Origin of the sequence: Sorangium sp. So ce381 (assembly GCF_051473845.1) — a bacterium.
Lineage (GTDB): Bacteria > Myxococcota_A > Polyangia > Polyangiales > Polyangiaceae > Sorangium > Sorangium atrum.
In genome coordinates this window covers 3,917,701-3,943,602 of record NZ_CP150336.1, presented here as the reverse complement: position 1 = coordinate 3,943,602, position 25,902 = coordinate 3,917,701, and the positions used below count along the sequence as shown (strand labels likewise).

Annotated in this window: 21 protein-coding genes; 8 read left to right on the top strand and 13 right to left on the bottom strand. The window is 73.3% G+C overall.

Features of this window, described 5'->3' with window-relative positions; all coding sequences use genetic code 11:
* Positions 1 to 16: 16 nt before the first annotated feature.
* The 7 genes from WMF29_RS14985 to WMF29_RS14955 form a co-directional block, all read right to left on the bottom strand.
* Entirely contained in the window at positions 17 to 2,128 is a 2,112-nt protein-coding gene (locus tag WMF29_RS14985; RefSeq protein WP_437329478.1) for an ATP-binding cassette domain-containing protein, read from the bottom strand.
* Positions 2,125 to 4,896, bottom strand: coding sequence for an ATP-binding cassette domain-containing protein (locus WMF29_RS14980; protein WP_437329477.1), 2,772 nt, complete (start codon positions 4,894 to 4,896; stop codon positions 2,125 to 2,127). The genes WMF29_RS14985 and WMF29_RS14980 overlap by 4 nt, the downstream gene beginning before the upstream one ends.
* Positions 4,893 to 6,044 carry an HlyD family secretion protein gene (locus tag WMF29_RS14975; RefSeq protein WP_437329476.1) on the bottom strand — a complete coding sequence of 384 codons (1,152 nt, stop codon included), beginning with the start codon at positions 6,042 to 6,044 and terminating at the stop codon, positions 4,893 to 4,895. Before WMF29_RS14975 ends, WMF29_RS14980 begins: the two co-directional genes overlap by 4 nt.
* Position 6,045: 1 nt before the next feature.
* Positions 6,046 to 7,011 carry a sigma-54 interaction domain-containing protein gene (locus tag WMF29_RS14970; RefSeq protein WP_437329475.1) on the bottom strand — a complete coding sequence of 322 codons (966 nt, stop codon included), beginning with the start codon at positions 7,009 to 7,011 and terminating at the stop codon, positions 6,046 to 6,048.
* 545 nt (positions 7,012 to 7,556) lie between these two features.
* Positions 7,557 to 8,090, bottom strand: a complete 534-nt coding sequence (locus WMF29_RS14965) for an LEA type 2 family protein (RefSeq protein WP_437329474.1) — start codon at positions 8,088 to 8,090, stop codon at positions 7,557 to 7,559.
* 111 nt (positions 8,091 to 8,201) lie between these two features.
* Complete coding sequence (locus tag WMF29_RS14960; RefSeq protein ID WP_437329473.1) at positions 8,202 to 8,606, bottom strand: hypothetical protein; 405 nt, start codon at positions 8,604 to 8,606, stop codon at positions 8,202 to 8,204.
* Positions 8,607 to 8,738: 132 nt separating this feature from the next.
* Entirely contained in the window at positions 8,739 to 9,989 is a 1,251-nt protein-coding gene (locus WMF29_RS14955) for an NrdH-redoxin (RefSeq protein WP_437329472.1), read from the bottom strand.
* A 162-nt stretch (positions 9,990 to 10,151) separates the two neighbouring features.
* Between WMF29_RS14955 and WMF29_RS14950 the strand changes: the two genes are divergently transcribed.
* Positions 10,152 to 12,413, top strand: a complete 2,262-nt coding sequence (locus tag WMF29_RS14950) for a heavy metal translocating P-type ATPase (protein ID WP_437329471.1) — start codon at positions 10,152 to 10,154, stop codon at positions 12,411 to 12,413.
* Here WMF29_RS14950 and WMF29_RS14945 read toward each other — a convergent pair.
* The 3 genes from WMF29_RS14945 to WMF29_RS14935 all read right to left on the bottom strand — a co-directional run bounded on the left by WMF29_RS14945 (position 12,376) and on the right by WMF29_RS14935 (position 15,580).
* Entirely contained in the window at positions 12,376 to 13,044 is a 669-nt protein-coding gene (locus WMF29_RS14945; protein ID WP_437329470.1) for a phosphoribosyltransferase, read from the bottom strand. The two genes, WMF29_RS14950 and WMF29_RS14945, sit on opposite strands and share 38 nt — an antisense overlap.
* 171 nt (positions 13,045 to 13,215) lie before the next feature.
* Entirely contained in the window at positions 13,216 to 15,018 is a 1,803-nt protein-coding gene (gene arsA / locus WMF29_RS14940) for an arsenical pump-driving ATPase (RefSeq protein ID WP_437329469.1), read from the bottom strand.
* Between the two features lie 271 nt (positions 15,019 to 15,289).
* Entirely contained in the window at positions 15,290 to 15,580 is a 291-nt protein-coding gene (locus WMF29_RS14935) for a hypothetical protein (protein WP_437329468.1), read from the bottom strand.
* A 123-nt stretch (positions 15,581 to 15,703) separates the two neighbouring features.
* On the opposite strand from WMF29_RS14935, the gene WMF29_RS14930 reads away from it, so the two are divergent.
* Positions 15,704 to 17,182, top strand: a complete 1,479-nt coding sequence (locus WMF29_RS14930) for a ferredoxin reductase family protein (protein ID WP_437331123.1) — start codon at positions 15,704 to 15,706, stop codon at positions 17,180 to 17,182.
* A 47-nt stretch (positions 17,183 to 17,229) separates the two neighbouring features.
* Here WMF29_RS14930 and WMF29_RS14925 read toward each other — a convergent pair whose 3' ends face one another.
* From WMF29_RS14925 to acsA, 3 genes are all read right to left on the bottom strand, one after another.
* Positions 17,230 to 18,138: a PLP-dependent cysteine synthase family protein gene (locus WMF29_RS14925; protein ID WP_437329467.1), complete on the bottom strand. Its 909-nt coding sequence runs from the start codon at positions 18,136 to 18,138 to the stop codon at positions 17,230 to 17,232.
* Between the two features lie 23 nt (positions 18,139 to 18,161).
* Entirely contained in the window at positions 18,162 to 18,950 is a 789-nt protein-coding gene (gene bfr / locus WMF29_RS14920) for a bacterioferritin (RefSeq protein ID WP_437329466.1), read from the bottom strand.
* Between the two features lie 474 nt (positions 18,951 to 19,424).
* Positions 19,425 to 21,212, bottom strand: a complete 1,788-nt coding sequence (gene acsA, locus WMF29_RS14915) for an acetate--CoA ligase (protein ID WP_437331122.1) — start codon at positions 21,210 to 21,212, stop codon at positions 19,425 to 19,427.
* 331 nt (positions 21,213 to 21,543) lie between these two features.
* Between acsA and WMF29_RS14910 the strand changes: the two genes are divergently transcribed.
* Genes WMF29_RS14910 through WMF29_RS14885 form a run of 6 tightly spaced genes read left to right on the top strand, consistent with a single transcriptional unit; the run spans position 21,544 to position 25,902 of the window.
* A complete protein-coding gene (locus WMF29_RS14910) occupies positions 21,544 to 21,825 on the top strand; it encodes an N-ATPase subunit AtpR (protein ID WP_437329465.1) in 282 nt (93 codons plus the stop codon).
* Entirely contained in the window at positions 21,822 to 22,499 is a 678-nt protein-coding gene (atpB, locus tag WMF29_RS14905; RefSeq protein ID WP_437329464.1) for a F0F1 ATP synthase subunit A, read from the top strand. Before WMF29_RS14910 ends, atpB begins: the two co-directional genes overlap by 4 nt.
* A complete protein-coding gene (locus tag WMF29_RS14900) occupies positions 22,496 to 22,738 on the top strand; it encodes a F0F1 ATP synthase subunit C (RefSeq protein ID WP_437329463.1) in 243 nt (80 codons plus the stop codon). The genes atpB and WMF29_RS14900 overlap by 4 nt, the downstream gene beginning before the upstream one ends.
* Before the next feature lie 3 nt (positions 22,739 to 22,741).
* Positions 22,742 to 23,494: a F0F1 ATP synthase subunit B gene (gene atpF / locus WMF29_RS14895; protein WP_437329462.1), complete on the top strand. Its 753-nt coding sequence runs from the start codon at positions 22,742 to 22,744 to the stop codon at positions 23,492 to 23,494.
* The gene (locus tag WMF29_RS14890; protein ID WP_437329461.1) at positions 23,481 to 25,040 is read left to right on the top strand and encodes a F0F1 ATP synthase subunit alpha; all 1,560 of its coding nucleotides are present in this window, start codon (positions 23,481 to 23,483) and stop codon (positions 25,038 to 25,040) included. Before atpF ends, WMF29_RS14890 begins: the two co-directional genes overlap by 14 nt.
* On the top strand, positions 25,027 to 25,902 hold the full coding sequence (locus tag WMF29_RS14885; RefSeq protein WP_437329460.1) for a F0F1 ATP synthase subunit gamma: 876 nt from the start codon (positions 25,027 to 25,029) through the stop codon (positions 25,900 to 25,902). Before WMF29_RS14890 ends, WMF29_RS14885 begins: the two co-directional genes overlap by 14 nt.

Sequence of the window (25,902 nt, the reverse complement as noted above, 5' to 3'; positions counted from 1 at the left end):
CTCCGCTCCCTCACGTTCACGGGTGCGCGATGACGATCAGCGCCGGCGCCCGCTCCAGCACGGCGCCAACGCACTCGCGGGCCGTCAGCGGATCCAGCGCGCCAAAGCTCTCGTCGAGGATCACGGCGTCCGAGCGCTGGAGCAGCGCGCGCGCCAGGAACAGCCGGCTCCGCTCTCCGTGCGAGAGCTGCCACCCCGTCTCGCCCACGACCTGATCGAGCCCCGAGGGCATCCTGTCCAGCAGCGGCCCGAGGCCCAGCTTGCGGCAGACGACCTCCGCCTCCCGCCGGTCCTCGGGCGGCGCGGGCCACGCGCGGCCCATCAGCAGGTTGAACGCGAGCGTCCCGGAGAGCACGTGGTTGTCGTGGAACTGCGGCGCGCTCGCGACACGGCTGCGCCACGCGGCCCCGCCCAGCGTCCGCCGGTCGAGGCCGCGCAGCAGCAAGAGCCCCGACGACGGCGCGTGAAGGCCGCTGAGCACGGCCGCGAGCGTCGACTTGCCGCCGCCGGAGCGCCCCTCGAGCAGCAGCCGGTCGCCCTTCGAGAGCACCAGGTCGCAGCCGCGGAGGACAGGCTCGCCGCGCTCCCCGTCGTAGCGGAACGAGACGCCCCGCGCCTCGATCACGACGCCCGACGTCGCGGGGCGCCCGAGCACGGCCTGCGGGATCCCGGCGGGCTCGCGGCCCTCGGCCGCCGTGAAGAGCCGGGCGATCGAGCGCCACGAGACGGCGGCGGAGAGGAGCGCGCCGAGGCTCGTCGCCAGCGTCGCGAACGCGGCCTGCGCCTGGAGGATGCCGCCGGTCGCGACGACGAGCGGGCCCGCGCCCACCCCGCCCAGGACCGCCGGGACCAGGCCGAGCAGCCCGAGCGCGAGCCAGCCGCGCGCCGGGAGCGACGCGAGGAGATCGCCCACGCCATCCATCCCCCGCGCGGCGCGGTGGTAGCGCTCGAGCGCCGCGTCCTCCTCCAGGTGGTGGAGGTGCGAGGCCTGCTGGGCGACGCGCGTCCGGTGCCCGACGACGTGCTCGACGAAGCCGCTCGTGATCGCGAACCGCTCGCCCGTCCACGCCGCCCGCTCCCGGGCGAAGCGGCGCCCGAGAAGCGCCACGGCGAGCGTCCACCCGAGGAGCAGCGCGACGTGGAGGCCGCCGCCGGCGCCGGCGGCGAGGACCGCCGCGGCGCTCGCGAGCTGCACGAGCGCGACGATCGCCCCGAGCGCGCCGCCGAGCCCGGCCGTCTCGACCGCCTCGGACTCGGAGACCATGGCCAGCAGCTCGCCCGAGCCGCGCGCCCGGATCGCGGCAGGATCCATGCGGAGCGCGCCGCACAGCAGGCGCTGCTTGAGGAGCGCGGCGACGTCGATCGTGAGCATGCCCCCCGTGAACGAGGCGAACAGCTGCACGAAGAGCGCCGAGAGCGACAGGAGCACCCACGCGAACAGCCACCCCGGCTGCACGTCGCCGTCGAGCGCGCCCGCGCCGATCAGCCACCAGGCGAAGACGCCGAGCGCGATCTGCGAGGCGGCGGCCGCGAGGAAGATCGCTCCCCGGCGGAGCACCCCGCGCCTCGAGAGCAGGCGCCGGAAGCTCGACCCCGGATCGGAACGGAGCAGCCACACGCCGTCGATGGGGCGATCCGCGACGAGCTGGGCGAGCAGCTCGTCGCGCGCCCGCGCGGCGCGCCGCGGCGGGACCTGCGCCGCGGCGAGCCACTTGTCGACGTGCGACGCGGGGCGGTCCTCGAGGTGGGCGGTGAGCGCCCGGCGCACGGTCTCCAGCGGGATCCGCGCCGGCGTGAGCGCCGGCGTCAGCACCGAGAGCCCCCGCCGGCCCGCGGACGTCACCGCGAGGTAGCCCTGCTCGACGCGGACGATCGAGGGGCCGAGGGACGCGAGCGTGCCCCCGAGCTCGGCGAAGCTGCACTGAACCGCCTCCGCCTCGACGCCCATGCACCCCGCGTATGCCTCGATCCACGCGGTGGGGTCGCCCTCCGGCGGCGCGCCGGGCGACGGGACCGCGCCGGTCGCGAGCCCGCACGCGGCCGTGAGCGCGCTCATCGCGTGGCCGAGCGCGGACGGCTGCCACGCGAGCCCCGCCAGCGCCGCCTGCGCGCCCTCGCCCGCCTTCACGCCGCCCCCTGGATGAGCCGGCCGCCCTCCATCGTCGCGCTCCTGAAGCGCTCCTTCGACCAGACCTCGTCGCGCGCCCGCGCGTCCGCCTCGGCGAGCGCGCGGTAGCGGCTCCGCGGGTCGTCCATGAGCTCGCGCGGCGCGCCGTCCTCGACGACCCTGCCCCCCTCGACGACCAGCACGCGATCGAAGCCGAGCGTGTCCATGACGTCATGGCTGACGAGGACGAGCGTCGAGCGCCCCCAGTGCTCGCGCGCGCGCGCGAGCAGCTCCCGGCGCCGCTCGCGCTCGAGCCCGCGGAACGGCTCGTCGAGGAGCACGAGGCGCGCATCGCCCTTCATGAGCGCCCGCGCGAGGCGGACGCGCTGCCCCTGCCCGCCCGACAGGCGCGCGCCCCCCTCGCCGATCGACGCCTGCAAGCCGTCGGGAAGGCTCTCCAGGACGCCGGTGAGCTCGGCCTGGCTCATGGACAGGGGCACGCGCGCGAGGGCGTCGCCGGCGTGGCCGAAGGTGATGTTCTCGAGGAGCGTGCGGTTCCAGAGCTGGATCGCCGGGTCCACCCACGCGGTCGCGCGGCGGAGGCGCTCGACCGCCGCGTCGTCGAAGGGGCGCCCGTCGACGAGGACCTCCCCCCCGGACGCCCGCAGCCACCCGAGGAGCAGCGAGAGCAGCGACGATTTCCCCGCGCCCGAGGCCCCCACGATCGCGACGTGCGCCCCCGCCGGGACGCTCAGCGAGACGTCGGACAGGAGCGTGTGCCCTCCGGCCTTCACGCTCACGCCCCGGAGGTCGATCGACGCGGCGCACGCGGCGCCCTGCGCGGCGCGCGCTGCGTCGACAGCGTCTTCGGCGGGCGCGCGGGGCAGGTCCACCTCCGGCGCCGCGAGCGGCGCGAAGAGGCGCACGGAGGCGTTGCGCACGTTCTTCCAGCCGAGCAGCGCCGCGACCAGCTCCTGCGCCGCCGCGGGGAGGCGCAGCGACCAGAACACGAGCAGGAGCAGCGCCGCGGCCGGGCCGCCGGAGGCGACGTAACCGCCGACGATCGCGACCGCCACGGCCGTGCTCGCGATCCCCTGGGCGGCCTGCATGGCGGTGGACTGCGCGTGCACGAGCCGGCCGGTCCGCGCCCACTCGACGAGCAGCGCCTCGTGCTCGCGCCGCACCGCCCGCTCCGCGCCGTGGACGCGGATGGGCACGACGCCGAGCAGGGCGTCGAGGTAGAACCGCTCGAGCGACGCCGCGTGCGTGCGCAGGCGCATGAGGCTCTCCACGAGCGGCCGCCGCGCGAGGTACGGGGCGGCGAGCGCGACCGCCGCTGCCACGAGCGACAGCCACGCGCCGCCCGGGTAGAGCCAGACGACGCCCAGGAGCGTCGCGGCGAACGACAGCGCCGCGCGCGCGATGCGGGCGAAGAGCGCCGGGGCCTCGCGCATCAGGTGCATCGCGTGGCCGCGCGCGGTCATGTCCGAGGTCGGCCGGCTGCGCAGGTAGCGATCCTCGAGGCGCGGCAGCTTCTCCAGGAACGCCGCGCGGAAGCGCACCTCGAGGGCGCGCCCGAGGCGCGACACGGCGTGGGCCACGAAGATCTCGAGCGCCAGGCCCCCGACGGCGAACGCGACGAGGGCGAGGAGCCCGAGCGCGCGCTGGTACGCGACGGTGACGCTCTTCACCGCGTCGAACAGCCCGCGGAGGACGACCACGTCGATCGCCGCGATGGCGGCGCTCGCCGCGAGCGCCACCCCGACGAGCGCGAGCGCCCCGCCCGCGTCGGCGCGCAGCATCCAGAAGAACAGGCGCGAGGGGGATGGCGTCGGCAGCTCGAGCTCCCGGCGAACGGACGCCGGCAGCGCCGCCGTCGCGGTCGCGCGCGGCGCGGGCCGGCCCGGCGCAACCCCGCGCGCGGCCTCGGCCGCGGCGCTGCCGCGGTAGCTCGGCGGCGGCGCCGCGGCGGGGGGCGCAGGCGCGCGCGCGGCCTCGCTGACCTCGCCCGCGCCGCGCTGACGCGGGCCGACGTGGACGATGACGGCGCCGTGCACGAGGAGCTTCCCCGGCGCCTTGCCCTCCGTGGCCCAGAAGAACCCCTTCGGGATGGCGCCCGCCTCCCCGGCGAGGGCGCGCTCGAAGACGCCGTGGAGCACGCGCTCCGCCTCGCCCCCGCGCGCGATCGCGCCGCCGCGGACGAGGCGCGCCACCATCCGCACGGCCGCGTCGAGCGCCGCGAACGGCTTCCACCCCGGGTCCGCGTCGGCCCGGGCGATCAGCGCCTCCCCGTCCGCTCGCAGCGCGCGCAGCTTCGCGCGGAGCGGGCCGAGCGAGTCCGCGGACGACGCCCACCGACGCCACCGCTCGATCGAGATCGGGATCGGGAAGTGCGGCATGTCCTCCATGAAGCGCGCTGCGCGCACCCAGCGGCGCCCGCTCCCGGGGTCGAGGATCTGCACGAACGGCCCGAGCCGGCGCCAGACGACCACGAAGTGGAGCGCGCCGCCCGCGCCGCGCTTGACCACGATCGCGGGCAGGCAGTCGGCCTCTGGCAGGAGGAAGCTGTCGTGGGGGACCACCACCTCGGCGGTCGCGAGCCCGAGCTCCTGCCCGAGCGCGGCGAGCGCGTCGATGGAGGTCCCGTCCACGTCCGTCTGGCAGCGGTCGCGGAGCCACTCGTAGTGCACGTCGACGCCGAACCCCTGCAGCACCGCCTTGAGCGCGGCGGGGCCGCAGTCCATGAGCGACGCCTGCAGCACCTCGGGGACGAGGAACGCGCGCTTCATCGCGCGCCTCCCGGCGCCACGGCGCGCAGGAGGAGCGCCCACGGAGAGACGCGCTCCACCTCGACCTCGGTGGTCCCCGGCATCCCGTGCTGCACCGGGATCGACGCCGCGCTCTCCGGCCGCACCAGGAGCTCGACGCGGATCGCGCCGTCGTACGGCTCGCTCGCCACGTGGGAGACCTCCCCCTCGATCATGCCGAACTGCGTCCACGCGAACCCGTCGAGGCGCATCCGCGCCCTCTGCCCGGGGACGATGCGCCCCACGGCGTCGGACGGCGCGAAGAGCGCGACCGCGTGGAGGTCGTCGCCCGGGACGACCGTCGCCACGAGGTCGCCCGGCTTGAGCACGTCCCCCACCTGGAGCGCCGCGATGTTCCCGAGCTTGCCCGCGATGGGGGCGCGGACCTTGCGCCGCTCGATCTGCGCGAGCGCCGTGGCCACGGCCGCCTCGGCCTCCTGCTGCTCGGCCACCAGATCCCCGAGCGCGCGCGCCAGCTCCGCGAGGCGGGCCGCCGTCTGCCGCTCGTCGTGGTGCCCCGCGACCGAGAGCCGCCGGAGATCGGCGCGCGCCCCCTCCGCCTTGAGCCGCTCGTCGGCGGCGCGGCTCTTCGCCTCGAGGTGGTCGGCCGTCGACGCGAGCCGCTCGTCGTGCAGGCGCTCGGAGATCGCGCGGAGCTCCTCGCCGTGCGCGGCGGAGAGATCGCGCTGGCGCAGGTCGATCCTGGCGCGCGCGACAGAGGCGTCGGACAGCTTCACCTGCCACGCGCGCACCTCCTCCTCGACCGTGATCTGGTGCTGCAGCGCCTCGATCTTCGGCGCGAGCGCGGCCGCCCTCGTCCGCTCCTCCTCCAGGCGCTTCTCCTCGACGGAGGCGTCCACCTCGACGAGCACCTCCCCTTGCTCGACGTGGCGCCCGAGCGAGACCTGCACGACCGACACGCGCCCGGGCTCGACGGCGGCCACGCGGTGGGCCATCCGGCTGACCTCCAGGCGCGCCTTCCCGGTCGTCGCGTAAACCGAGACGCGCGCCGCGTGCATCCAGGCCGCCCAGGCGCCGAGCACCGCGAGGATCACGGCGAGGCGGATCCAGGTCCTCGGCCCGCGCTCGGTCTCGAGCGACCGCATCGTGCGGAAGAACGGCGAGGCCACGTCAGCACTCCTCCAGCGCGACCTTCTTGCGGGGCCGCGCGATGCCGTACGCGTTGAGCTTGTTGGTGAGGGTGCGCCGCGAGACGCCGAGCAGCTCGGCGGCGCGCGTCTGGTTCTGGCGGGCCTGCTCGAGCGCGGCGACGATGCGGTCCCGCTCGAAGGAGCGCAGATCGCCCTTGATCCCGGCCTCGACCGGCGCGCGCGGCGGCTCCAGCATCAGGTGGTCCGCGCCGATCGGCCCGCCCTTCGACATCACGACCGCGCGCTCGACCACGTGGCGCAGCTCCCGGACGTTCCCCGGCCAGGCGTGCGAGAGGAGCGCGGCGGTCGCCTCCTTCGCGAGCGGCGGCGCCGGGCGCGCGAGCCGCTGCGAGAGGCGCGCCGCGAAGAGCGCCGCGAGCGGCAGGATCTCGGAGGTGCGGGCCCGGAGCGGCGGGATCCGCAGGGTGATCGCGTTGAGCCGGAAGTAGAGGTCCTGGCGGAAGCTCCCCTCCCCCACCATCTGCTCGAGATCGCGGTGCGTCGCCGCGATCACCCGGACGTCCACGCGCCGCGGGCGCGTGCTCCCGACGCGGACGATCTCGCCGTACTCCAGCGTGCGGAGCAGCTTCGCCTGCGTGCGCGGGGACAGCTCCCCCACCTCGTCGAGGAAGAGCGTGCCCTCGTGGGCGGCCTCGAACAGCCCTTCGCGCGGCGCCACCGCCCCGGTGAACGCGCCGCGCTCATGGCCGAAGAGCTCGCTCTCGACGAGCGACTCCGACAGGCTCGCGCAGTTGACCTTCACGAAGCGCTCGCGCGGGTGCCGTGACATGCCGGCGATCCACTCCGCCACCACCTCTTTTCCCGTCCCGGTCTCGCCGAGGATCAGGACCGGCAGCGGCGTGGGCGCCACGGTCTCGAGGGCCTCGCGCAGGCGCCTCATCTCCGGATCGAGCGCGAGAAAACCGCTGGAACAGTCATCCACCATGAAAGCTCCCCCTCGCGCCGAAGGCGCGGGACGCGCGTGTCGCAAGTGCGACCGAGTTCAGGAGCGAGCCGAAGCAAGTCGGTGGCCAACGCGCCGCTCCGTCCATGAACGAGCTGGCCAGGATGCCCTCCATGCTCCTCGGCGGCGCGAGGCATCGCCGAGGAGAGCGCGTATGAAGTCGCAGGCTGTCCCGCGCGGAGGCCGCGCGACGAGGCTCGCCGCGCCGCCTGGAGGCCGGAGCCTCCACCTGATGGCGGGAGCCGCCACCAGGAGCGAGGGAGACGCTCGCGGCGCGAGCGCGCTGCTGTCATGACCTGTTATTGCATCGAGCGTCGATCTGGCCGGCCGGCCGGCCAGCGCGGGCGCCTACGTCGAGGGCAGCCGCGCCAGGTCGGCGCGACTTGCGCAACATCGGCACGTAGTGCGCCAGCGTGGTGGACACCTCGGTGAATGGTCCTCGCCGGAGGCCGAGCGTGTGTCCGTCCGCCCGGGGGCGCCTTCTGGACCGCTGGCGTGCAGCCAGCAGGCTCCGGGCGCGGCGGGTGTTATCGCAGGATGCCGAGTGCGGTCTCGATCTGGTTGCGGGCGACGACGCCGTGATCGTCGACCGAGTAATCGTCGGCCTCGAGCCGGAAGGTGCGCGTCGCTGTCACGTCCGCCCTGCCGCTGAAGCGGTACGGGATGACGGGCGACGTGAGCGTCTCCCGGAGCAGCTGGAGGCCGAGATCGACGGGGACGCTGACGGGGACGCGGACCTGCGTCGTGCGGTCGGAAGGGAGCCACACGCCGTCGCCGTCGGCCCGGAAGTCGACCGGCAGCGGGTAGCGGCCGGCGAGCACGACCTGGCCGCGGACAGCGCGCACCGCCACGTCGTACGAGTTCGGGTTGTGGACGTTGACGACGATGGTCATGAGGATGCCGAGGCTCGGCGGGAAGGCGATGCGGATCCCTGTGATCTCGGCGTGATCGAGCTGCATCGTCGGCTTGCTCACGCAGGCGGCGCCGGCGATCGCCGTCAGCGCTGCGAGCGCGAGCGCGGGCAGGCGGCGCAGGCGGGTGGTCTTCCGGGGAAACGGCACGAGCGCGAGCTTAGCCGCGCAGGGCCACGCCGTCACCTCGCGGCGTGGCGGGGCCGGCGCGTCGAACGGCGGCGCGCCGGATCCACGTTCGCAGGGGTCGTCGGCCGCCGGTCAGGACGAGCGCCCGGAGGAGCTGGCGGAGACGCTGTCGTGAAGCACCTCGCGTGTCCCGGCGCCGGCGACGAGCAGCCATGTCTGGAGCGTCTTCAGGTCGTGCGTGGCCTCCACGGCGGACTTCAGCGCCGGCGGCATGAGGCCGAACCGCTCTTCGTAGAGCTCGATCGTCGCCTGCGCCATCGCCTGCGCCATCCCCTCGGCTCGCCCCTGCTCGATGAATTGCCCGACGAGTTCCTTCCTGGCCATCACGGACTCCCCTTCCTCCCGCGTCGCCGGCCCGCGCTCGGCGACCTCCGCCCGCGAGCGTAGCAGCGGACCGAACGCGATGTCGCGCCCGGACGCCGCGTGCAGCGGCCGCCGGGGGTCGTCGATCGCCTGTCGGAGCGCGCGTCCGCTCATTGGCCGGATCAACGATCCCTGACGTATCAGGGCCCTCGCTTGAGCGGTGGTGCGTGCCGGACGCAGGCGCCCCGAGACGGTCGCCGGCTTACCGCGTGGCGGGTCTCAGGGCCGCTGTGCCCTCCGGGGCGATCATGTCGCCAGCCAGGCGGGCTTGAACAGCAGGAGGAGACCGAGGAGCACCATGATCGCTCCGCTCAGCAGCTTGAGCCATCGTCCCTCCTTTTCCTGCAGCCTGCGGCGGCTCAACGTCACCACCGCGACGCCGACCATGACGATGTCGTCCGCCATATAGGCCACGTTGTAGAGCCCGAGATAGGCATAGTGCTTCCACGCGGGGAGGCGCTTCTCGACGAGGAGCTGGGTGTAGAGCGCCGGCAGGCCCGCGGTGCAGAGGAGCTCGACGACGTTGACCATGACGGCGAGGAGGCACGCGGCGGCGAGCGCCGCGGGCAGGCTCTCCGCCCTGACGACGGCCCGCATCCTCGCGTAGATCCCTGGCTTCACCGACTCAGGGATGCTGAGCGACACCCCTCGCTTCCATGCGAAGAAGTCTTTGACGTGGACCGAACCGGCAAGCACGGCGATGGCTCCCAGCGCGATCTGCACGGCGCGCGAGGCGCCGACCAGGAGAAAGAAGTTCAGCCAGGCAGCCATGAAGGCGAAGTAAGCGAGACCGCTCACGAGCACGAATACGCCGGCAATCAGCAGCATCTTCGCCCGGCTCCGCAGCGTGGCGAGGAAGGAGAGGAGAAAGAGGAGCACCCACGTGGCGCACGGGTTGAAGCCGTCCACGAGCCCCAGCAGGACGGTGAACGCCGGCAAGCCAAGATCGCGGACGTCCAGCCGCCCGAAGAGGGGCACATCGACAACTCCCGCGCTCGGGCCGGCGCCGTCTGCCGGGCACGGTGGCTGCTCCGACGTGGGAGACGTCGGAGGCGTGAGAGGGCATGACGCAGCAGACTCGCCGGCCGCGGTGGGCGGCGGCGGCGCGTTGTCGAGCAACGCCTCGATGCGCCGGCCCGTCGCGTCGCGCCCCGCGTACCCAACGACGAGCACCCCGCGCACATAGAACGCGGGGACGCTCACGGCAGCGGTCGACTGCCCCTCGGCGATCGCCCTCAGCCGATCGAGCGCCGTGCGGTCCTCGACAACATCCGAGACGATCGTGCGCAGGCCGGGTCGACGGCCCGCGAGCTCGGCCACGAAGCGCTTGGCCTCGTCGCAGCGAGGGCACCCCTCGCGCGCGAACAGCTCCACATCGGCGCGCGGCTCGATCGGCGCAGCTCGCCCGGAGTCGCTCCAGAGAAGCGAGAAGGCGAGCGCGCACATCACCAGCGCTCGCACGACGACGGCAGGTCGCATGCAGAGCGGCTGTCGCACGATGCATGCTCAGCGGATCACGTGATCAGTCCACAGTCACAGCGCGACACACCTCGACTCGAGCGGCCGTCTCTGAGGAGGGGTGCGCTCGTCGTGTCGACGCTCTCCGGCTTGCTGGGCGGAGCCGCGGCGCACCTCGAAGGACACGCGCGTCTAGGAGACATGTTCTGGGCGGCCAGCGCGATGATCGCGCTCGCCATCGTGGGCGCGCGCATCCTGGCGGACGTGCTGAAGAAGCGGGCCGGCGTCGACGTCATCGCGCTCCTCGCCATCGGCGGCGCGCTCTTGCTCCGGGAGTACCTGGCCGGAGCGCTGATCGGCGCGATGATGGCGACGGGCAGCGCCCTGGAAGGGTACGCGGCCGCGCGCGCCCGGCGCGAGCTCTCCGCCCTCCTCGCACGCGCCCCCCGCGTCGCGCACCGCCGCGAGGGGGCCGACATCACGACCGTCCCGATCGGCGCTGTCACCCCCGGCGACCTTCTGCTGGTCAAGGCGGGCGAGATCGTGCCAGTCGATGGGGTCGTCGTGGGTCCTCAGGCGATCCTCGATGAATCGGCGCTGACCGGCGAGCCGCGGCCGGTGGAAAAGGCCCCCGGCGACCGCGTGGGCAGCGGGACCACGAACGCCGGCGCGGCCTTCGAGCTCCGCGCCGTCGCGAGCGCGGACGAGAGCACGTACGCCGGCATCGTCCGCCTCGTGCAGCAGGCGTCCGCCTCGAAGGCCCCGCTCGCCCGCCTCGCGGACCGCCACGCCCTGGCGTTCGCCGCGCTCTCGCTCGCCATGGCGGCCGCGGCGTGGGGCCTCACCGGCGACGCCGGCCGCGGGCTCGCCGTGCTCGTCGTCGCGACGCCCTGCCCGCTGCTCCTCGCGGTGCCCATCGCGATCGTCGGCGGCATCTCGCGCTCGGCGCGGCGCGGTATCGTGGTGAAGGGCGGCGCCGCGCTCGAGGCCCTCGCCCGGGCGGAGATCCTGCTCCTCGACAAGACAGGCACGCTCACGTTCGGCGGCCCGCGCGTGACCGGAGTGACGTGCTTCCGGTCGATCGAGGACGACACGGAGGTGCTCCGCCTGGCGGCGTCCCTCGAGCAGATCTCGTCGCACCCGCTCTCCGCGGCCCTTGTGCACGCTGCCCGCGAGCGTCGCCTCGGGCTGTCCTTCCCGGAGGGCGCTCAGGAGGCGCCCGGCGCCGGAATGACGGGCCGGGTGGACGGGCGCGCCGTCCGCGTGGGGAGCGCCGAATGGGCGGCGCAGGGCGCGCCGCTTCCGGAGGACGCCCGCGCCTTCCGGCGCCGCGCGTCCCGCGCCGGTGCGATGACCGTGTTCGTGGCCGTGGACGGCAGCGTCATCGGCGCGCTGACGCTCGACGACCCGATCCGCCCCGATGCCCCGCGGACCTTGCGGGCGCTGCGGCGGGTCGGCATTCGCCGCGTCGTGATGGTGACGGGCGACCACCCCCTCGTCGCCGAGACGGTCGGCGCGACGCTCGGCGTGGATCGCGTGCTCGCCCAGCGCTCGCCGGAGGAGAAGGTCGCCGCCGTGCGCGAGGCGCGCGCCGAGGGGCTGACCGTGATGATCGGCGACGGGATCAACGACGCTCCAGCGCTCGCCGCCGCCGACGTCGGCGTCGCGATGGGCGCGCGCGGGGCCACCTCGTCCGCCGAGGCGGCCGACGTGGTGCTGCTGGTGGACAGGCTCGATCGCTTCGCCGAGGCCGTGACCATTGCGCGCCGCGCCCGCGCGATCGCTGTGCAAAGCGCGATCCTCGGCATGGGGCTGTCGCTCTTCGCGATGGGCGCGGCGGCGTTCGGCTTCCTGCCAGCCGCCGCCGGCGCGCTCCTGCAGGAGGCGATCGACGTCGCCGCGATCCTCAGCGCGCTGCGGGCGCAGAGCGGCGGGCGCGGCGCGAGGAGGCCAGCCCTCGGGGAGGCCATGAGCCGCCGGCTGGAGCTCGAGCACGACCAGCTCATCCCGATGCTCGATCGGGTGCGGGTCGTCGCCGAGCGCATCGACCACCTGGCGGGGGAGGCGGCGCGCGCGGAGCTCGATGCGCTCGACCGCTTCCTCCGCGAGCGGCTCCTCCCGCACGAGCGCGCCGACGACGCCGAGGTCTATCCGGTCATCTCCCGGCTGCTCGGCGGCGAGGATCCTCTGGCGTCCATGAGCGCGACGCACCGGGAGATCTTCCGGCTGATCCGGCTGTACGAGCAGCTGCTCGGAGAGCTCGACCCGCGCGGGCCCACGGGCGCGGATGTGCAGGATTTCCAGCGGATCCTCTATGGGCTCCACGCGGTGCTGCGGCTCCATTTCGCGCAGGAGGAGGAGCTCTATGCGTCGCTGAGCGAGCGCTACCACGCAGGAGCCCCGGGCGAGCCGGCTCCGGGCACCCTCAAAACGCCTCTGGCGCACGCGACGCGCTCCGGTTGAGGGCCTCCTGGAGCAGCCGACAGACATCCTGCTCGGACACCGGCGAGTAGTCCTCGTACCAGAGCCCGACCGAATAGACGGGATCGCGGATATAGCAGTACACGAACTCGCGTGCCCGCCCCGAGAGCTGCGCGTACGCCGCATACGATGCGACGGGGACCGCGATGACGATGCCCGCCGGGCCGCCTTGCTCGACGGCTGTCACGGCGGCGCGCATGCTCGCTCCGGTCGCCACGCCGTCGTCGACGAGGAGGAGCGTCCGATCCCGGATGTCAGGCGCCCTGTGGCAGCCGTAATAGACGCGCTCCAGGCGCTCCACCGCCCGGGCCTCCACATCGGCGAGCCATTGCACCGTCCTGTCGGAGACGCCCAGCGCTCGGCAGAGCTCTTCATCGACGACCCGAACGCCGCCGCTCGCGACGGCGCCGATCGTCATGTGATGATTGTCCGGCGCCACGATCCGGCGCGCGATCAGCACGTCCAGCGGCACCCGCAGGAGCTTCGCTATCTCGAAGCCCACCGGCACCCCGCCCCGCGGCAGCGCCAGGAGGGTCACGTCCTCCCGCCCCGCGTAGGCGGTCAGCCGCGACGCGAGCTGGCGGCCGGCGTCGGCCCGATCTCGAAACGGCATGTCGTTCTCCCCATCCGGCGTCGCAGGGATCCCCGACGGCGCTCGGTGCATGGTGCAATTGTCTCGCCAGGCGCCGCGCCTGACACCGCCGGGGCGCTCTGCTCGCGTGGAGGCCTGCTCGCCCCCTGGCGCCCATGCGCCGCGACTCACCGCGACCTCTGGTCCTCTTCCTCACGTGCTCGCCACGATCGGGTGCTCCTCCGCTCCCCGGCCGCCTGCCAAGGCGAGCAGGCGAGCAGGGCCGACCGGCTGCTCAGTCATCCAGGGGACGATCGCGATCCTTCGGGCGTGCCGCTCGCAAACCGCCTCGATCTGGTCGAGCTCGGCCGCGACGCGCTGCTTGAGGCAAGGGTCCGTGACACCCGCGGCTGCGAGGCTGCTGTTGATGACCCAGGCGAAGGGCTCGATCTGAGCGCGACGCAGGTCAGCCTGCAGCCGCGCCGCTTCCGAGACGGGCGTCGTCTCCGCGAGCGTCACCAGCAGGATCTTGGTGTACAGCGGATCACGCAGCCTCATGAGAGGAGTGACGAGCCGCGCCGACGCGTGCTTCGCGTCAGCGTCGACGGCCATCGTCTGCCGGTGATACGAGCCCGTCGCGTCGAGGAGGAGGAGCGTGTGCCCAGTAGGTGCCGTATCGAGGACGACGAAGCTCGAGCGCGCCTGGGAGACGACCCGGGAAAAGGCCGTGAAGACCGCCACCTCTTCGTAGCAGGGCGAGCGGAGATCCTCGGCCAGCAGGGCTCGTCCCGCCTCGTCGAGGTTGGCCCCGCGGCTCGCCATCACGCGCTCCACGTACACCTTCGTCTCGGCGACCGGATCGATGCGGCTGACCTTCAAACCGTCGAGCTGGCCATCGAGCGTCGCAGCGACGTGAGCAGCGGGATCGGTGGTGCTGAGATGAACCTGGTGGCCGCGCGACGCGAGCTCCGCGGCGATCGATGCGGCGATCGTCGTCTTCCCCACGCCGCCCTTGCCCATCACCATCACCAGCCCGCGGCCAGGCGCCGCGATCTCGTCGATGAGCGACCGAAGGGGTGGTAGCGATGGCGTCACGAGCGGAGGCACAGCGCGCGTGAGCGCTGCGGACGCACGCTCGTCCAGAAGCGCGCGGAGAGCCGGCAAACCGACCATGTTGAAGGCGCGCAGAGGGATCTGCGTCATAGGCAGTCGCCGCAGCCGCGGGGGCAGCTCGCGGAGCGCCGCTCGCCCCCGCTGCTCGAGCGCGACGGCGATCGGATCGGCCGGGTCTCTCGCCTCGAACACAGCGTTGACGACGAGGTGCTGGTTCTGGAGGCCCAGCGCCTCGAGCTCGCCCGATGTCCGCTCCACCTCGCGCAGCGCAGCGCGATCAGGCCGCGTCACGAGGACGATGGTCGTGCGTTCACCGTCAGCCAGCGCCTCGACCGCGGCGGCGAACCGCGTCGCTTGCATCTTCAACCCCGAGTGCGGGCCCAGACACGAGGCGCCGTGCGCGGCCGACCCGAGGAAGCTGGACCAGGCGCGCGGCAAGCTGAGCAGCCTCAGCGTGTGTCCGGTCGGCGCCGTGTCGAACAGGATGTGATCGAACGGCGCGCTCTGCTCGTCACCGGCGAGGAGCGCGGCGAACTCGTCGAACGCCGCGATCTCCACGGTGCAGGCGCCGGCGAGCTGCTCGCGCAGCTCGGCGATCTGGGGCCCGGTCCAGACGTCGCGGTACGGCGCGATCACGCGCTCTCGATACGCGTCGGCCGCGCTCTCGGAATCGATGTTGAACGCGGAGAGCCCGTCGACGCCGGAGATCGGCGTAGGGCGATGGGAGAGTGCGGCGCCGAGCATCTCGTCCAGGTTCGACGCTGGGTCGGTGCTGACGAGGAGGACGCGCTTACCGGCGTCGGCGAGCCGGATCGCAGCCGCGCACGCAAGCGCTGTCTTGCCGACGCCCCCCTTCCCCGTGAAGAAGAGGAAACGGCTCGGCTGCTCCAGAAAGCTTGTCAAGCGACCACCTCCTCGATGCGCGCCGCCTTCATCGCCGCTGCGCGGGGAGAGATGCCATCATGAATTCGAGACGGCAAGGCGGCGATCTCCCCCACCTCACGTCCAGTGAGGAGCGGAGGAGCCCGACACGCAGGTCTGCCGAACTCGCCGGGTGCGCTGGACGCGGGTATCCGATCCGCGCTGCCATCAGCTGAGCGTGCGTGACCGCTTCATGCATGGCCCGCGGGCTGCATGACGGCGTGGACGCACGTCTGCGGCGTAGCCCCGGAGCTCATGTGATGACCACCCGCCCGAGCCCGATCGCCGCCGAGCCGTCGGCCGCTGCGCGGCAGGCCAGGCGCTCGGTCGCGCCGACCTCGATGCCTTTCAAGCGGGGCTTGATCGCCTGCGCGGCCTGCGTAGGTCTCGCGGCGTGCAGCGAGACCCACTCGACCCCCTCGCCGGAGCCGGCGCGGTTCGCCGATCGGATCGCTCCGCTGGCCGCCGAGCGATGTGACGGATGCCACGCCACGGCGCCGGGCGGATCCATGGCGGCATACCGCACCGCGAGATCGTTGGTCACGCCCGGCAAGCCCGACGAGAGCCTTTACTACACCCTGCCGGAGCGCCATCCGGCCGCGTGGGGAGACGCTGCCGGGCTGGTGCGCGCGTGGATCGAAGCGGGCGCGCCGGAGTAGCCTTGGCCGTGGAAGCGTGGGGGGCAGCGCGCACGCGCGTCGCTCGGCTGCTCTGGATCGCCGTCTACCTGGCGCTCGCCGCGAGCGTCCTCTTGCTGCTGCTCGTCGGCGCCGTCCCGAAAGGACGAGATCTCGCGGTGGAGATCGCGGCAGGGCTCGGCTACGTCGCGCTGGCGCTCCTTTCGCTCCAGCTCGCGCTGGGGGCGCGGGTACGGCGCGTCGTCAACGCGCTCGGCCTGGACGCGGTGCTCCTCTTCCACCGGCAGGCCGGGCTGTGGACCGCGGCCTTCGTCGCCGCGCACGTCGTGCTCCTCGCCGCCGCCGAGCCCTGGTACGTCGCGCACCTCCTGGACCTCTCCGCGAGCGCGCCGCGCGCGCTGGCCCTCGCCTTCGCGCTGATGGGTCTCCTGCTGCTCGTGCTCGTCCCGCGCCAGCTGACCCGGCTGCGCATCCCCTACGAGGCGTGGCGCGTCGGGCATGGGCTGCTGGCGGTGATCGTCGTGGGCGTCGCGCTCTGGCACGTGCTCATGATCGGACGCTCGAGCGCGACGCCGGCGAAGCAGGCCGCCGTCACGGCGCTCGTCGCTGTCCCGGCGGCGGCGCTGGTCGCGTCCCACCTGCTGCGTCCGCTGCTGGCGCTCCGGCGACCGTGGCGTGTCGCCGAGGTGCGCCGCGAGCGGGATGGCGTCTGGACCCTGGTCCTCGAGGCGGCCGGGCATGACGGGCTCCGGTTCCAGCCCGGCCAATCGGTCTGGCTCACGCTGGGCCGGTCGCCGTTCTCGCCCCGGCAGCACCCCTTCACCATCGCGTCGAGCGCGGCCTCGCCGCGGCGCGTGGAGCTCACGATCAAGGAGCTCGGCGACTTCACGCGCACGATCGGGCAGACCCCCGTGGGGACGCGGGCGTACCTCGCCGGGCCGTACGGCGCCTTCGCGCTCGATCTCCGGGCTCGGCGCCCGCTCGTCTGCATCGCCGGCGGGATCGGCGTCACGCCGATGATGAGCATGATCCGCACGCTGCACGACCGGGGCGATCGGCGCCCGGTCCTCCTCGTGTACGCGAGCAGCACCGTCGACAAGATCGTGTTCGCGCAGGAGCTCGAAGAGCTCGCCCGCGCCATGGACCTCCGCGTCGTACACGTCATCGAGAGACCGGCCCCCGGCTGGAGCGGGCAGGGCGGGCTCATCGGACGCGAGCTCCTCGACCGCTACCTGACGGACCGGTACGAGGGCGCGGAGGTCTTCGTGTGCGGCCCCGAGCCGATGATGAATGTCGTGGAGCGGGCGCTCCGCGACCGCGCCGTGCCCGGCGGGCGCGTGCACGCAGAGCACTTCGTGCTCGTCGGATCGAGGCCGCCCGGGCGGCGATCGATGCGGGAGGGGCACATCCGCGCCCTCTCGGCGGGCATCGCGCTGATCCTTCTCGTGGCCGTGCTCCTCGTCGCCGCGCTCCGCGCCGCGCCTGCGGGCTCCGCGAGTCCACATTGACCAGAGCAGACGAGGAGCCCGGCGCCGAGGGCGGGCCGAGCTCGCGCTCAGCGCGAGAACCACGGCTCGCTCAGGTATTTCTCCCCTTCGTCCGGGAACAAGGTGACCACGTTCCTCAGCTCGGGGCGCTTCTCCTTGACCCGCCTGGCGGCCAGGAGGTTCGCACCGGAGGAGACCCCGACGAAGCAGCCGTGCACACGCGCGATCCGCCTCGCCTCCTGGATCGCGTCTTCGTCCTCGATCAGGAGGACATCGTCGATGAGCTCGATGTTGTCCTCGATGAGCGGGGGCACGAACCCTTCGCCGATGCCCTCGATCCGGTGAGGTCGGCACACCGTGGGCAGTCGATGCAGACGCCCGTGGACGAGGGCGCACCGGGCAGGCTCGACGCCGAGGACCATGACGTCCGGGTTGACCCGCCTGAAGGCCCTCGCGAGGCCGATCAGGGTCCCTCCGGAGCCGATCGCCGCGACGACCGCGTCGATCCGCCGGCGCCGGAGGGCGCGCAGGATCTCCCCGCCGAGGTGCTCTTCATGATCTTCCACGTTCCAGGGGCTCGCGAACTGGTTCACGTGGAAGTGATCCTCCTGCTTTCCCAGGGCGATCGCGCTTTGCACCGCGAGATCCATCCGGTCCCGCGGGACGGTCCGCACGTCGGCGCCGAACGCCCTCATCATCTTGTAGCGCTCCGCGGACAGGCCCTCGGGGATGAAGATCGTCACCTTGTACCCTTTCACGGCGCCGACCATGGAGACGGCTGTTCCCGTGTTTCCGGACGAGGCCTCGACGATCGTGGTGTCCTTCTTCAGGAGCCCTGCCATCTCCGCCCTCTCGACGACGTACTTGGCGAGCCTGTCCTTGATGGATCCAGAGGGGTTGAGGTGCTCGCATTTCACGTGAATGCCGTCGAGCGTCAGCAGGGGCGTTTTGCCTATCGCGTCGAGTATCGTCTTCATGTCGATAGATGTGGTCGTCGCCGTCACCCGCCCTTGGCGGCTGCCCCAGTCGGGGCGGCTGTTCCTGCGTCGCCGCCTGACGTGAGTTGACTCTGGAGGTAGGTGCTCTCGCCGAGCTTCTCGATGAGGAAGAGCTGCGTCTGGATCCAGGCGACGTGCTCCTCCTCGTCAGTGAGGATCCTGGTGAACAGCTCCGCGCTCGCGTTGTCCCCCTGCTGGCGCGCGATCGCGATCCCCTCGTTCAGGCGCTTCACGGCGCGGTGCTCGAGCGCGAGGTCGTTCTGCATCTGCTCGGTGACGGTCTCGCCGACCTTCGGGTTATCCTTCATCCGCGGCTCCGGTGTGCCTTCCAGGAAGAGGATACGCTCTGTCACGCGGCCGGCGTGCGACATCTCATCGTTCGATTCCCTCTGCAGGACATCGGCGAGGCGCATGAACCCGCGGTTCCTGTTGAGCTTGGAATGCATGAAGTACTGGCTGACAGCGAGCAGCTCGGCAGCGAGAACGTCGTTCAGAACATCAACAACCTGCTTGGAACCTCTCATATAGACCTCCCCCTCGTACAGCCCTGCCTCGATGCGCCTCGCGCCGAAGTCTGCGGGCGCTGCTCTACAAATCTGAGTTGCCAAAGACCCGGTGTCAATTAGGCCTTTTACGACTCCACGGCACGCTCGTGCCGGCGGCGCACCCTCGTCTACGCCGGGCGGGGCGCGCTGTCCCCCACGACGCGAACGGGCAGAGATCGAGAGCGCCGATACGGGCTCTCGCGACCGACCCCATCGTCCCGAGTTTCCAATGCCGCCTATCGCCATCCTCGACAATCCGTCGGTGACTCTGGGGTATCACTCCGACAAGAAGATCGGTTAATATCCTATCCACCAGTTCGTCCGCAGCGCTGAATACGCAGAATTCCTGGTGGAGGGCGCGGCCGTCCTCGGGCGGCCCCGAGCTCGCCGGCGCTGAGCACCGGTGTCCACGCACCAGCGCCCGACGTGGCCATCGACACCCGCACGGCCGCCCCTAGCTCGCCGGCGTCCTCCTCGACGCTGCGGCCGCGATGCCTGCTCCGGCGTCATGTACGACGCCAGCGCGACCCGAACCGCGCGCCCTCTCGGCCAAGCAAGTCCCTCATCCAGAGCCACGACCCTACCGGCGCCGAGGTGCGGGGAATGAGCTCGCCGGGCGCGGTGAGCCCGGCGGCCGGGCGCACCGCGAGCGCGGACGCGGCGCGCGGCTGAGCTAACCTGCGCGGCCGACCGGAGAGACGGGTCGTGCCCGCACGGCGCTCACGGCGCCTCCTCCCCGGCCGTGCCGGTCGCCCCCGTGGCCGCCTCGAGCGTGGACAGGTCGCCCTCGGGCAGACCGAGCTCGCGCGCCCGGAGCAGCCGCCGCATGATCTTGCCGCTGCGCGTCCGCGGCACCGAGCCGGCGAAGGCGATCTCGCGCGGCGCGACCGCCGGCCCGAGGTGCTTGCGCGCGAAGCCGATGAGCTCCCGCTCGACGTCCGGGGACGGAGCGTGCCCGGGCTTCAGCGCGACGAACGCCTTGACGACCTCGCCGGCGATCGGATCCGGCCGCCCGATGACGGCGGCCTCGGCCACGGCGGGGTGCATGAGCAGCGTGCTCTCCACCTCGAAGGGACCGATGAGGTGCCCAGCGCTCTTGATGACGTCGTCGTCGCGCCCGACGAACCAATAATACCCATCCTCGTCGCGCCGGGCGAGATCTCCGCTCAGGTACCAGCCGCCCGCGAAGCACTTCGCATAACGCTCTGGGTTATTCCAGTAGGCGCGAAACATCGATGGCCAGCCGGGGCGCAGCGCGATCTCCCCCTCCACGTCAGGCTGCTCGATCACCTCGACACCCCCCTCGGGCGTGCGGCGGACGATCGCCGCCTCCACGCCAGGCAGCGGGCGCCCCATGGATCCCGGGCGGACATCCACGGAGGCGAGGTTGGCGATCATGATCCCGCCCGTCTCGGTTTGCCACCAGCCGTCATGGAAGGGGCGACCAAACACATCATTGCTCCATGACACCGCGTCCGGATTCAGGGGCTCGCCCACGCTGGCCATGAAGCGGAGCGCGCGGAGGTCGCGGGCGCGGAGCGGCTCCACGCCGGCTTTCATGAGCATCCTGATCGCCGTCGGCGCGGTGTACCAGACCGTGACGCGCTCTCGCTCGAGGATCTCGTACCAGCGCTCGGCGTCGAAATCGGCCTCGTCGACGACCAGGGTCACGCCGTTCGTCAGCGGCGCGAGGATGCCGTACGAGGTGCCTGTCACCCATCCCGGGTCCGCCGTGCACCAGAAGATGTCGTCCGGATGGAGGTCGAGGGCGAGCCTCCCGGTCACATGGTGCATCAGCACCGCTGCGTGGACGTGGAGGGCGCCCTTCGGCGTGCCCGTCGTCCCGCTCGTGAAGTGCAGCAGGGCCGGCGTTTCCGGGTCGGTCGGCGGGACCGGCGCCGCGGCGGGCGCCCCGTCGAGCAACCTCCGGTAGGAGAGCGTCCCCGGCGCCTCGCCGTCCACGAGGATCACATGCTCGAGCCACGGGAGCTCGCCGCGGATCGGCGCGACCCTGCGCGCGTAGAGCCGCGAAGTGGTCACCAGCACGCGCGCCTCGCCGATGCTCATCCGCGCGCGCAGCGGCTCGGGGCCGAAGGCCGAGAACAGCGGACAGAAGATCGCCCGGTGCCTGAGCGCGCCGAGCGCGGCGACGTAGAGCTCCGGCGTCCTGCCGAGCAGCGTATAGACGCGATCTCCCGGCCGGACCCCCAGGCCGGCGAGCGCGCCGGCGAAGCGGGCCGTGAGCTCGGCGAGCTCTCCGTAGCGGATGTCCACCCGCTCTCCGTCCTTGCCGAGCCAGCGGATCGCGACGCGATCCCTGCCAGCGCCCGCAGCATGGCGGTCCACGGCTTCGTAGGCCATGTTGAGCCCCTGTCCGCCGGGCAACCCGGTCAGCTCGGCCCGCGCCTCCGCCCACGAGAAGCGGCGGCACGCCTCCGTGTAGTCGGCGAGGTTCGGCGGCGGCTCTCCCGCGCCGCGAAGCTTCTTGATCTGCCTCGGCGCCTCCATCATCACCTCCCCTGACCGGCACGCAACCACCGTACCCGGCGCGGGCTCTTGCCCTCGGCGCTGAAGTGGCGACAAAGAGCCCACGCCGCCCAGGCGGCCACGGCCGCTCCACACGCTGCTCGCGCAGCGCACGCACACGCGCGCTGCGGCGCTTCCGCAGCGCCGGGCTGGCCTTCGCCGCGAGCGCCCCGGAGCTCGGGGTCGCCGTCACCTCCGTTCCGGGGCCGTGGGATCACGCCTTTCGATCGGGCGCCGCTCTCTTATTGATCCGACTCGGTCCGGCGCGCCGCCGGCGCGCGGAGCGGGCGGCCCGGAGCGCAAGGAGAACGGCATGTCGTCCCTCATCTGGTCCCTGGTCGGCGCGTCGCTCGCGGCGGCCTTCTTCGGTGCGCTCGCCCGATCCGTCCGCCGGCTCCTCGCCGAGGGCGCCACCGCGCGGGCGCTGCTGCTGCACGCGGGGCGGTGGCTCCTGCTGCTCTCGGCGCTCACCGCGATCGCGCGGCTCCACGGCCGCGCCCTCCTGCCCGTCGTGGCAGGGTTCGCGCTCGTCCAGGCCGTGGCTTGCATGGTCGCACGGGGATGCCTGCGTCCGACGGAGGACAGGCGCGCATGAGCTCGCCGCTCACCGAGCCCGTCCTCTTCCACGTCGGTCCGGTGCCCTTCACGGAGACCATGCTCACGAGCGTCGCCATCACGGCGGCGCTCGGGGGCGCGAGCGCCCTGATCGGACGGCGGCTGTCCGTGAGGCCAGGCAGGCTCCAGGCCGCCACGGAGGTCGTCGTCGCCGCGATCGGCGATCAGATCCGCGCCATCCTCCGGCGCGATCCCGCGCCCTACCTGCCGCTCCTCGGCACGCTCTTCCTCTTCCTCGTCACCGCCAACTGCGCCGGCGTGCTCCCCATGGTCCATGCCCCGACCGAGCGCATCGAGACGCCGCTCGCGCTCGCGCTCATCGTCTTCTTCTCCGTCGCGGGCTACGGCGTCCGCGCGCACGGCCTGCTCGGCTATCTCAAGCATTTCCTCGAGCCGAGCCCGCTGCTGGCGCCGATCCACCTCCTCTCGCAGGCGACCCGGACCTTCTCCCTGATGATGCGCCTGCTCGGGAACATCATGAGCCACGGGCTCGTGCTCGCCGTGGTCGTCTCGGTGGCCGGCCTCCTCGTCCCCATCCCCGTCATGGCGTTCGCGCTGTTCGTGGGGATCGTGCAGTCGTACATCTTCACCGTGCTCGCGGCCGTCTACGTCGGCGCGGCGATCGAGGAGCAGGTCGACGGGAGGGCCGCGTGAGCGCGGAGAGCCTGAGCATCCTCGGCGCCGTGCTCGCGGTCAGCGCCGGGGCCGTCGGGCCGGCGTTCGCCGAGGGCCGCGCGATCGTCGCGGCCATGGAGGCGATCGCCCGCCAGCCGGAGGCGAGCTCGACGATCGCGCGGACCCTGTTCGTCGGCCTCGCGATGATCGAGGCCACGGCGATCTACTGCCTCGTGGTCGCGCTCGTCCTGCTCTTCGCCAACCCGTTCGTGCGCTGAGCCATGCACGTCTCCGGCTGGAACATCGCGCTGCAGACGGTCAATTTCCTCGTGCTCGCCTGGCTCCTCCAGCGCTTCCTGTGGAAGCCGGTGGCCAGGATCGTCGAGGCGCGGCAGCGGGACGCCGCGGCCGTGCTCGGCGATGCGCGCGAGGAGCGCGCGCGGGCGCAGCGGGCCGAGCAGGAGGCGCAGGTCAGGCGCGCGGCGCTCGCCGAGGAGGGGCGCCGCGAGCTCGAGGCGTCGCTGCGCCGCGCCGACGGGGAGGCGCAGCGGGTCCGCGAGGAGGCGGAGCAGAAGGCGCGCTGCCTGATCGAGCAGGCGCGGGCCGAGATCGCGGAGGAGCGGGCGCATGCGCTCCGCGAGCTCGAGGCGCAGGCCACCGAGCTCGCGATCACGATCGCGGAGAGGCTGCTCCGCGAGGCGTCGGCGGGGCAGGACGCCCTCCTGGTCGCCCGGGCCATGCAGACCCTGGACGAGCCGGAGCAGCGGCGGCTCGTCGCCCGGCAGCTCGACCAGCTCGACGAGGCGCGCGTGGAGGTGGTCTCGGCGAGCCCGCTCGGGAAGGACGCGGAGCAGCGGCTCCGCGCGTGGCTCTCGGGGGTCGCCGCGCGCCCCGTGGCTCTGGTGTTCCAGGTCGATCCGTCGATGGTCGCGGGCCTGGAGCTGCGCTTCCCCCACGGGGTGTGGCAGCTCAGCTACCGGGCGTGGCTCCAGCGGATCGCGGCCGCCCTCGAGGTGCGGGATGGGGCTTGCTGAGGACCTCGGCGGCTGGGTCGGGCGGGCGAGGGACCGCGCGCGCGGCCTTCCTCTCGGACCGGAGGCGCGGGAGGTCGGGCGCGTGCTCCGCGTGGCCGACGGCATCGCGACCGTCAGCGGCCTGCCCAGCGCGAGGCTCGACGAGGTCCTCGTCTTCGAGGACGGCACGCGCGGCCTCGCGGTGGCGCTCGATCCCGGCGCGATCGGCTGCGTGCTGCTCGGTCCGGACAGGGGCATCGCCGCGGGCTCCGCCGTCCAGGGGACGGGCGCGGTGATCGACGTGCCCGTCGGGGAGGCGCTGCTCGGGCGCGTCGTCGACCCGCTCGGCGCGCCGATCGACGGGGGCGGCCCGCTCGGCGGGGCGGCGGTCTCCCGCGCGCGCGCGCCGATCGAGCGCCGTGCGCCGTCCATCGTCGATCGCGACCCCGTGGCCGAGCCGCTCTTCACGGGGATCCTCCTCATCGACGCGATGCTCCCGCTCGGGCGCGGCCAGCGCGAGCTCATCATCGGCGACCGCGGCACCGGAAAGACCGCGATCGCGGTCGACGCAATCCTGAGCCAGCGGGAGACCGACGTCGTGTGCATCTATGCGGCGATCGGCCAGACCTCGTCCTCGGTCGGCGCGGTGATCGACGCCGTTCGCCGCTACGGCCCGAAGAACCGGACCACGTGCGTCGTCGCCGCGCCGGACGCCACGGCCGGGCTCCAGTGGCTCACCCCCTACGCGGCCTGCTCGATGGCGGAGCACTTCGTCGAGCGCGGCGGGCACGCGCTGCTCGTCCTCGACGACCTCACGAGCCATGCCCTCGTGCACCGGCAGCTCTCGCTCTTGCTGCGCCAGCCCCCGGGGCGCGAGGCGTTCCCGGGCGACGTGTTCTACCTGCACTCGCGGCTGCTGGAGCGCGCCGCGAAGCTGACCGGGGCGCGAGGCGGCGGCTCGCTGACCATGCTGCCCATCGCCGAGACGCAGGCCAGCAACCTGAGCGCGTACATCCCGACCAACCTCATCTCGATCACCGACGGGCAGATCTTCCTCGACCCGCGCCTCTACAACGAGGGATGGAAGCCCGCGATCGACGTCGGCAAGAGCGTGTCCCGCGTCGGCGGCAAGACGCAGACGCCCGCGATGCGCGCCGTCGCGGAGAGCCTCCGGCTCGAGTACGCGCAGTTCCTGGAGCTCGAGCTGTTCGCGCGCGTCGGCGGGGGCGCGGAGGAGGCCACGAAGCGAGCGCTCGAGCGCGGTCGTCGAGCGCGCGCGGCGATGGCGCAGCCGCTGCACCGGCCGCTGTCGGTGGGGCGGCAGATCGCCTTGCTGATGGCGCTCCAGGAGGGCCTGCTCGACCCGCTCCCGGTGGCGGCGATCGACGCGCTCCGCGAGGCGCTCGACCGCGGGCTCCCGGCGCGGTGTCCCGCGACGCTCGCGCGGCTCGAGGCGGGCGTCGAGCCCACGCCGGAGGAGCGCCGCGCGCTCCTCGCCGAGCTGGCCGCGATGGCGGCCGAGGTCGGCGCTCGCGGCGACGAGGGGCGAGGCGATGGACGCGGCTGAGCTCGCCGCGCGGATCCGCACGCTCTCGCAGGCGGCGAAGGTGGTCGACGCGATGCGCTCGGTCGCCGCGTCGCACCGGCGGCAGGCCAACGACGCCTTCATGGGGTTCGAGCGTTACGCCGCGGCGACGCGGGAGGCGCTCGGCCAGGCGCTCGAGCTGCTCGACGCGGAGGAGGGGCGTGTGCCCTTCGAGGAGCCCGCCGGCGCCGCCGGCGCCCGGCGCGTCGTGGTCCTCTTCTCGGAGCACGGGTTCGTCGGCGCGCTCAACGAGCGGCTGCTCGACGCGGCGCTCCGCGTCGCCCGCGACGATCCGGGGCCGGCGGAGCTCGCCGCGCTGGGCACGCGGGGGCTCCGGCTCTGCCGCGACCGCGGCGTCGCCGCGCTGGCCTCGGGCCCGCTGCCGTCGACGATCTCGGGCGTCGGACCGGCCGCGGACCGGCTCACGCGGGACCTGTTCGGCGCGATCGCCGGCGGCGCGATCGCCTGCGTCGATCTGGTGTTCGCGCGGCGCGCCGGCGCGCTCGGGTGGCGGCCCGAGGCGCTCCGGCTGTTCCCGCCGGAGCGCGGGTCCGGCGCGGGGGCGGCGCGGGGCGAGCCCCCGCTGCGCACGTTGCCGGCGGCCGCGCTCGTCGCGCGGATCATCGAGGAGCACTGCCTGGCCCAGGTGGTCTGGGCGCTCGGCGAGGCGTTCGCGTGTGAGCGCGCGGCGCGCCTCGCGGCGATGGAGGCGTCGCAGCGCAGCCTGCGGGAGGAGCTCGACGAGCTCTCGCGCGCGGAGCGCACCGCGCGGCAGGAGGCGATCACGAGCGAGCTCCTCGAGATCGCCGCCGGCGCGGAGCCGCTGCGCGAGGCGGAGGGGTGA

Coding starts and splice junctions, on each gene's coding strand:
- WMF29_RS14890 (WP_437329461.1), top strand. CDS start 23,481: ATGGGGCTTGCTGAGGACCTCGGCGGCTGGGTCGGGCGGGCGAGGGAC.
- WMF29_RS14910 (WP_437329465.1), top strand. CDS start 21,544: ATGTCGTCCCTCATCTGGTCCCTGGTCGGCGCGTCGCTCGCGGCGGCC.
- atpF (WP_437329462.1), top strand. CDS start 22,742: ATGCACGTCTCCGGCTGGAACATCGCGCTGCAGACGGTCAATTTCCTC.
- acsA (WP_437331122.1), bottom strand. CDS start 21,212: ATGGAGGCGCCGAGGCAGATCAAGAAGCTTCGCGGCGCGGGAGAGCCG.
- WMF29_RS14950 (WP_437329471.1), top strand. CDS start 10,152: ATGTTCTGGGCGGCCAGCGCGATGATCGCGCTCGCCATCGTGGGCGCG.
- WMF29_RS14885 (WP_437329460.1), top strand. CDS start 25,027: ATGGACGCGGCTGAGCTCGCCGCGCGGATCCGCACGCTCTCGCAGGCG.
- WMF29_RS14980 (WP_437329477.1), bottom strand. CDS start 4,896: ATGAAGCGCGCGTTCCTCGTCCCCGAGGTGCTGCAGGCGTCGCTCATG.
- WMF29_RS14960 (WP_437329473.1), bottom strand. CDS start 8,606: ATGAGCGGACGCGCGCTCCGACAGGCGATCGACGACCCCCGGCGGCCG.
- WMF29_RS14970 (WP_437329475.1), bottom strand. CDS start 7,011: ATGGTGGATGACTGTTCCAGCGGTTTTCTCGCGCTCGATCCGGAGATG.
- WMF29_RS14945 (WP_437329470.1), bottom strand. CDS start 13,044: ATGCCGTTTCGAGATCGGGCCGACGCCGGCCGCCAGCTCGCGTCGCGG.
- atpB (WP_437329464.1), top strand. CDS start 21,822: ATGAGCTCGCCGCTCACCGAGCCCGTCCTCTTCCACGTCGGTCCGGTG.
- WMF29_RS14925 (WP_437329467.1), bottom strand. CDS start 18,138: ATGAAGACGATACTCGACGCGATAGGCAAAACGCCCCTGCTGACGCTC.
- bfr (WP_437329466.1), bottom strand. CDS start 18,950: ATGGCGATAGGCGGCATTGGAAACTCGGGACGATGGGGTCGGTCGCGA.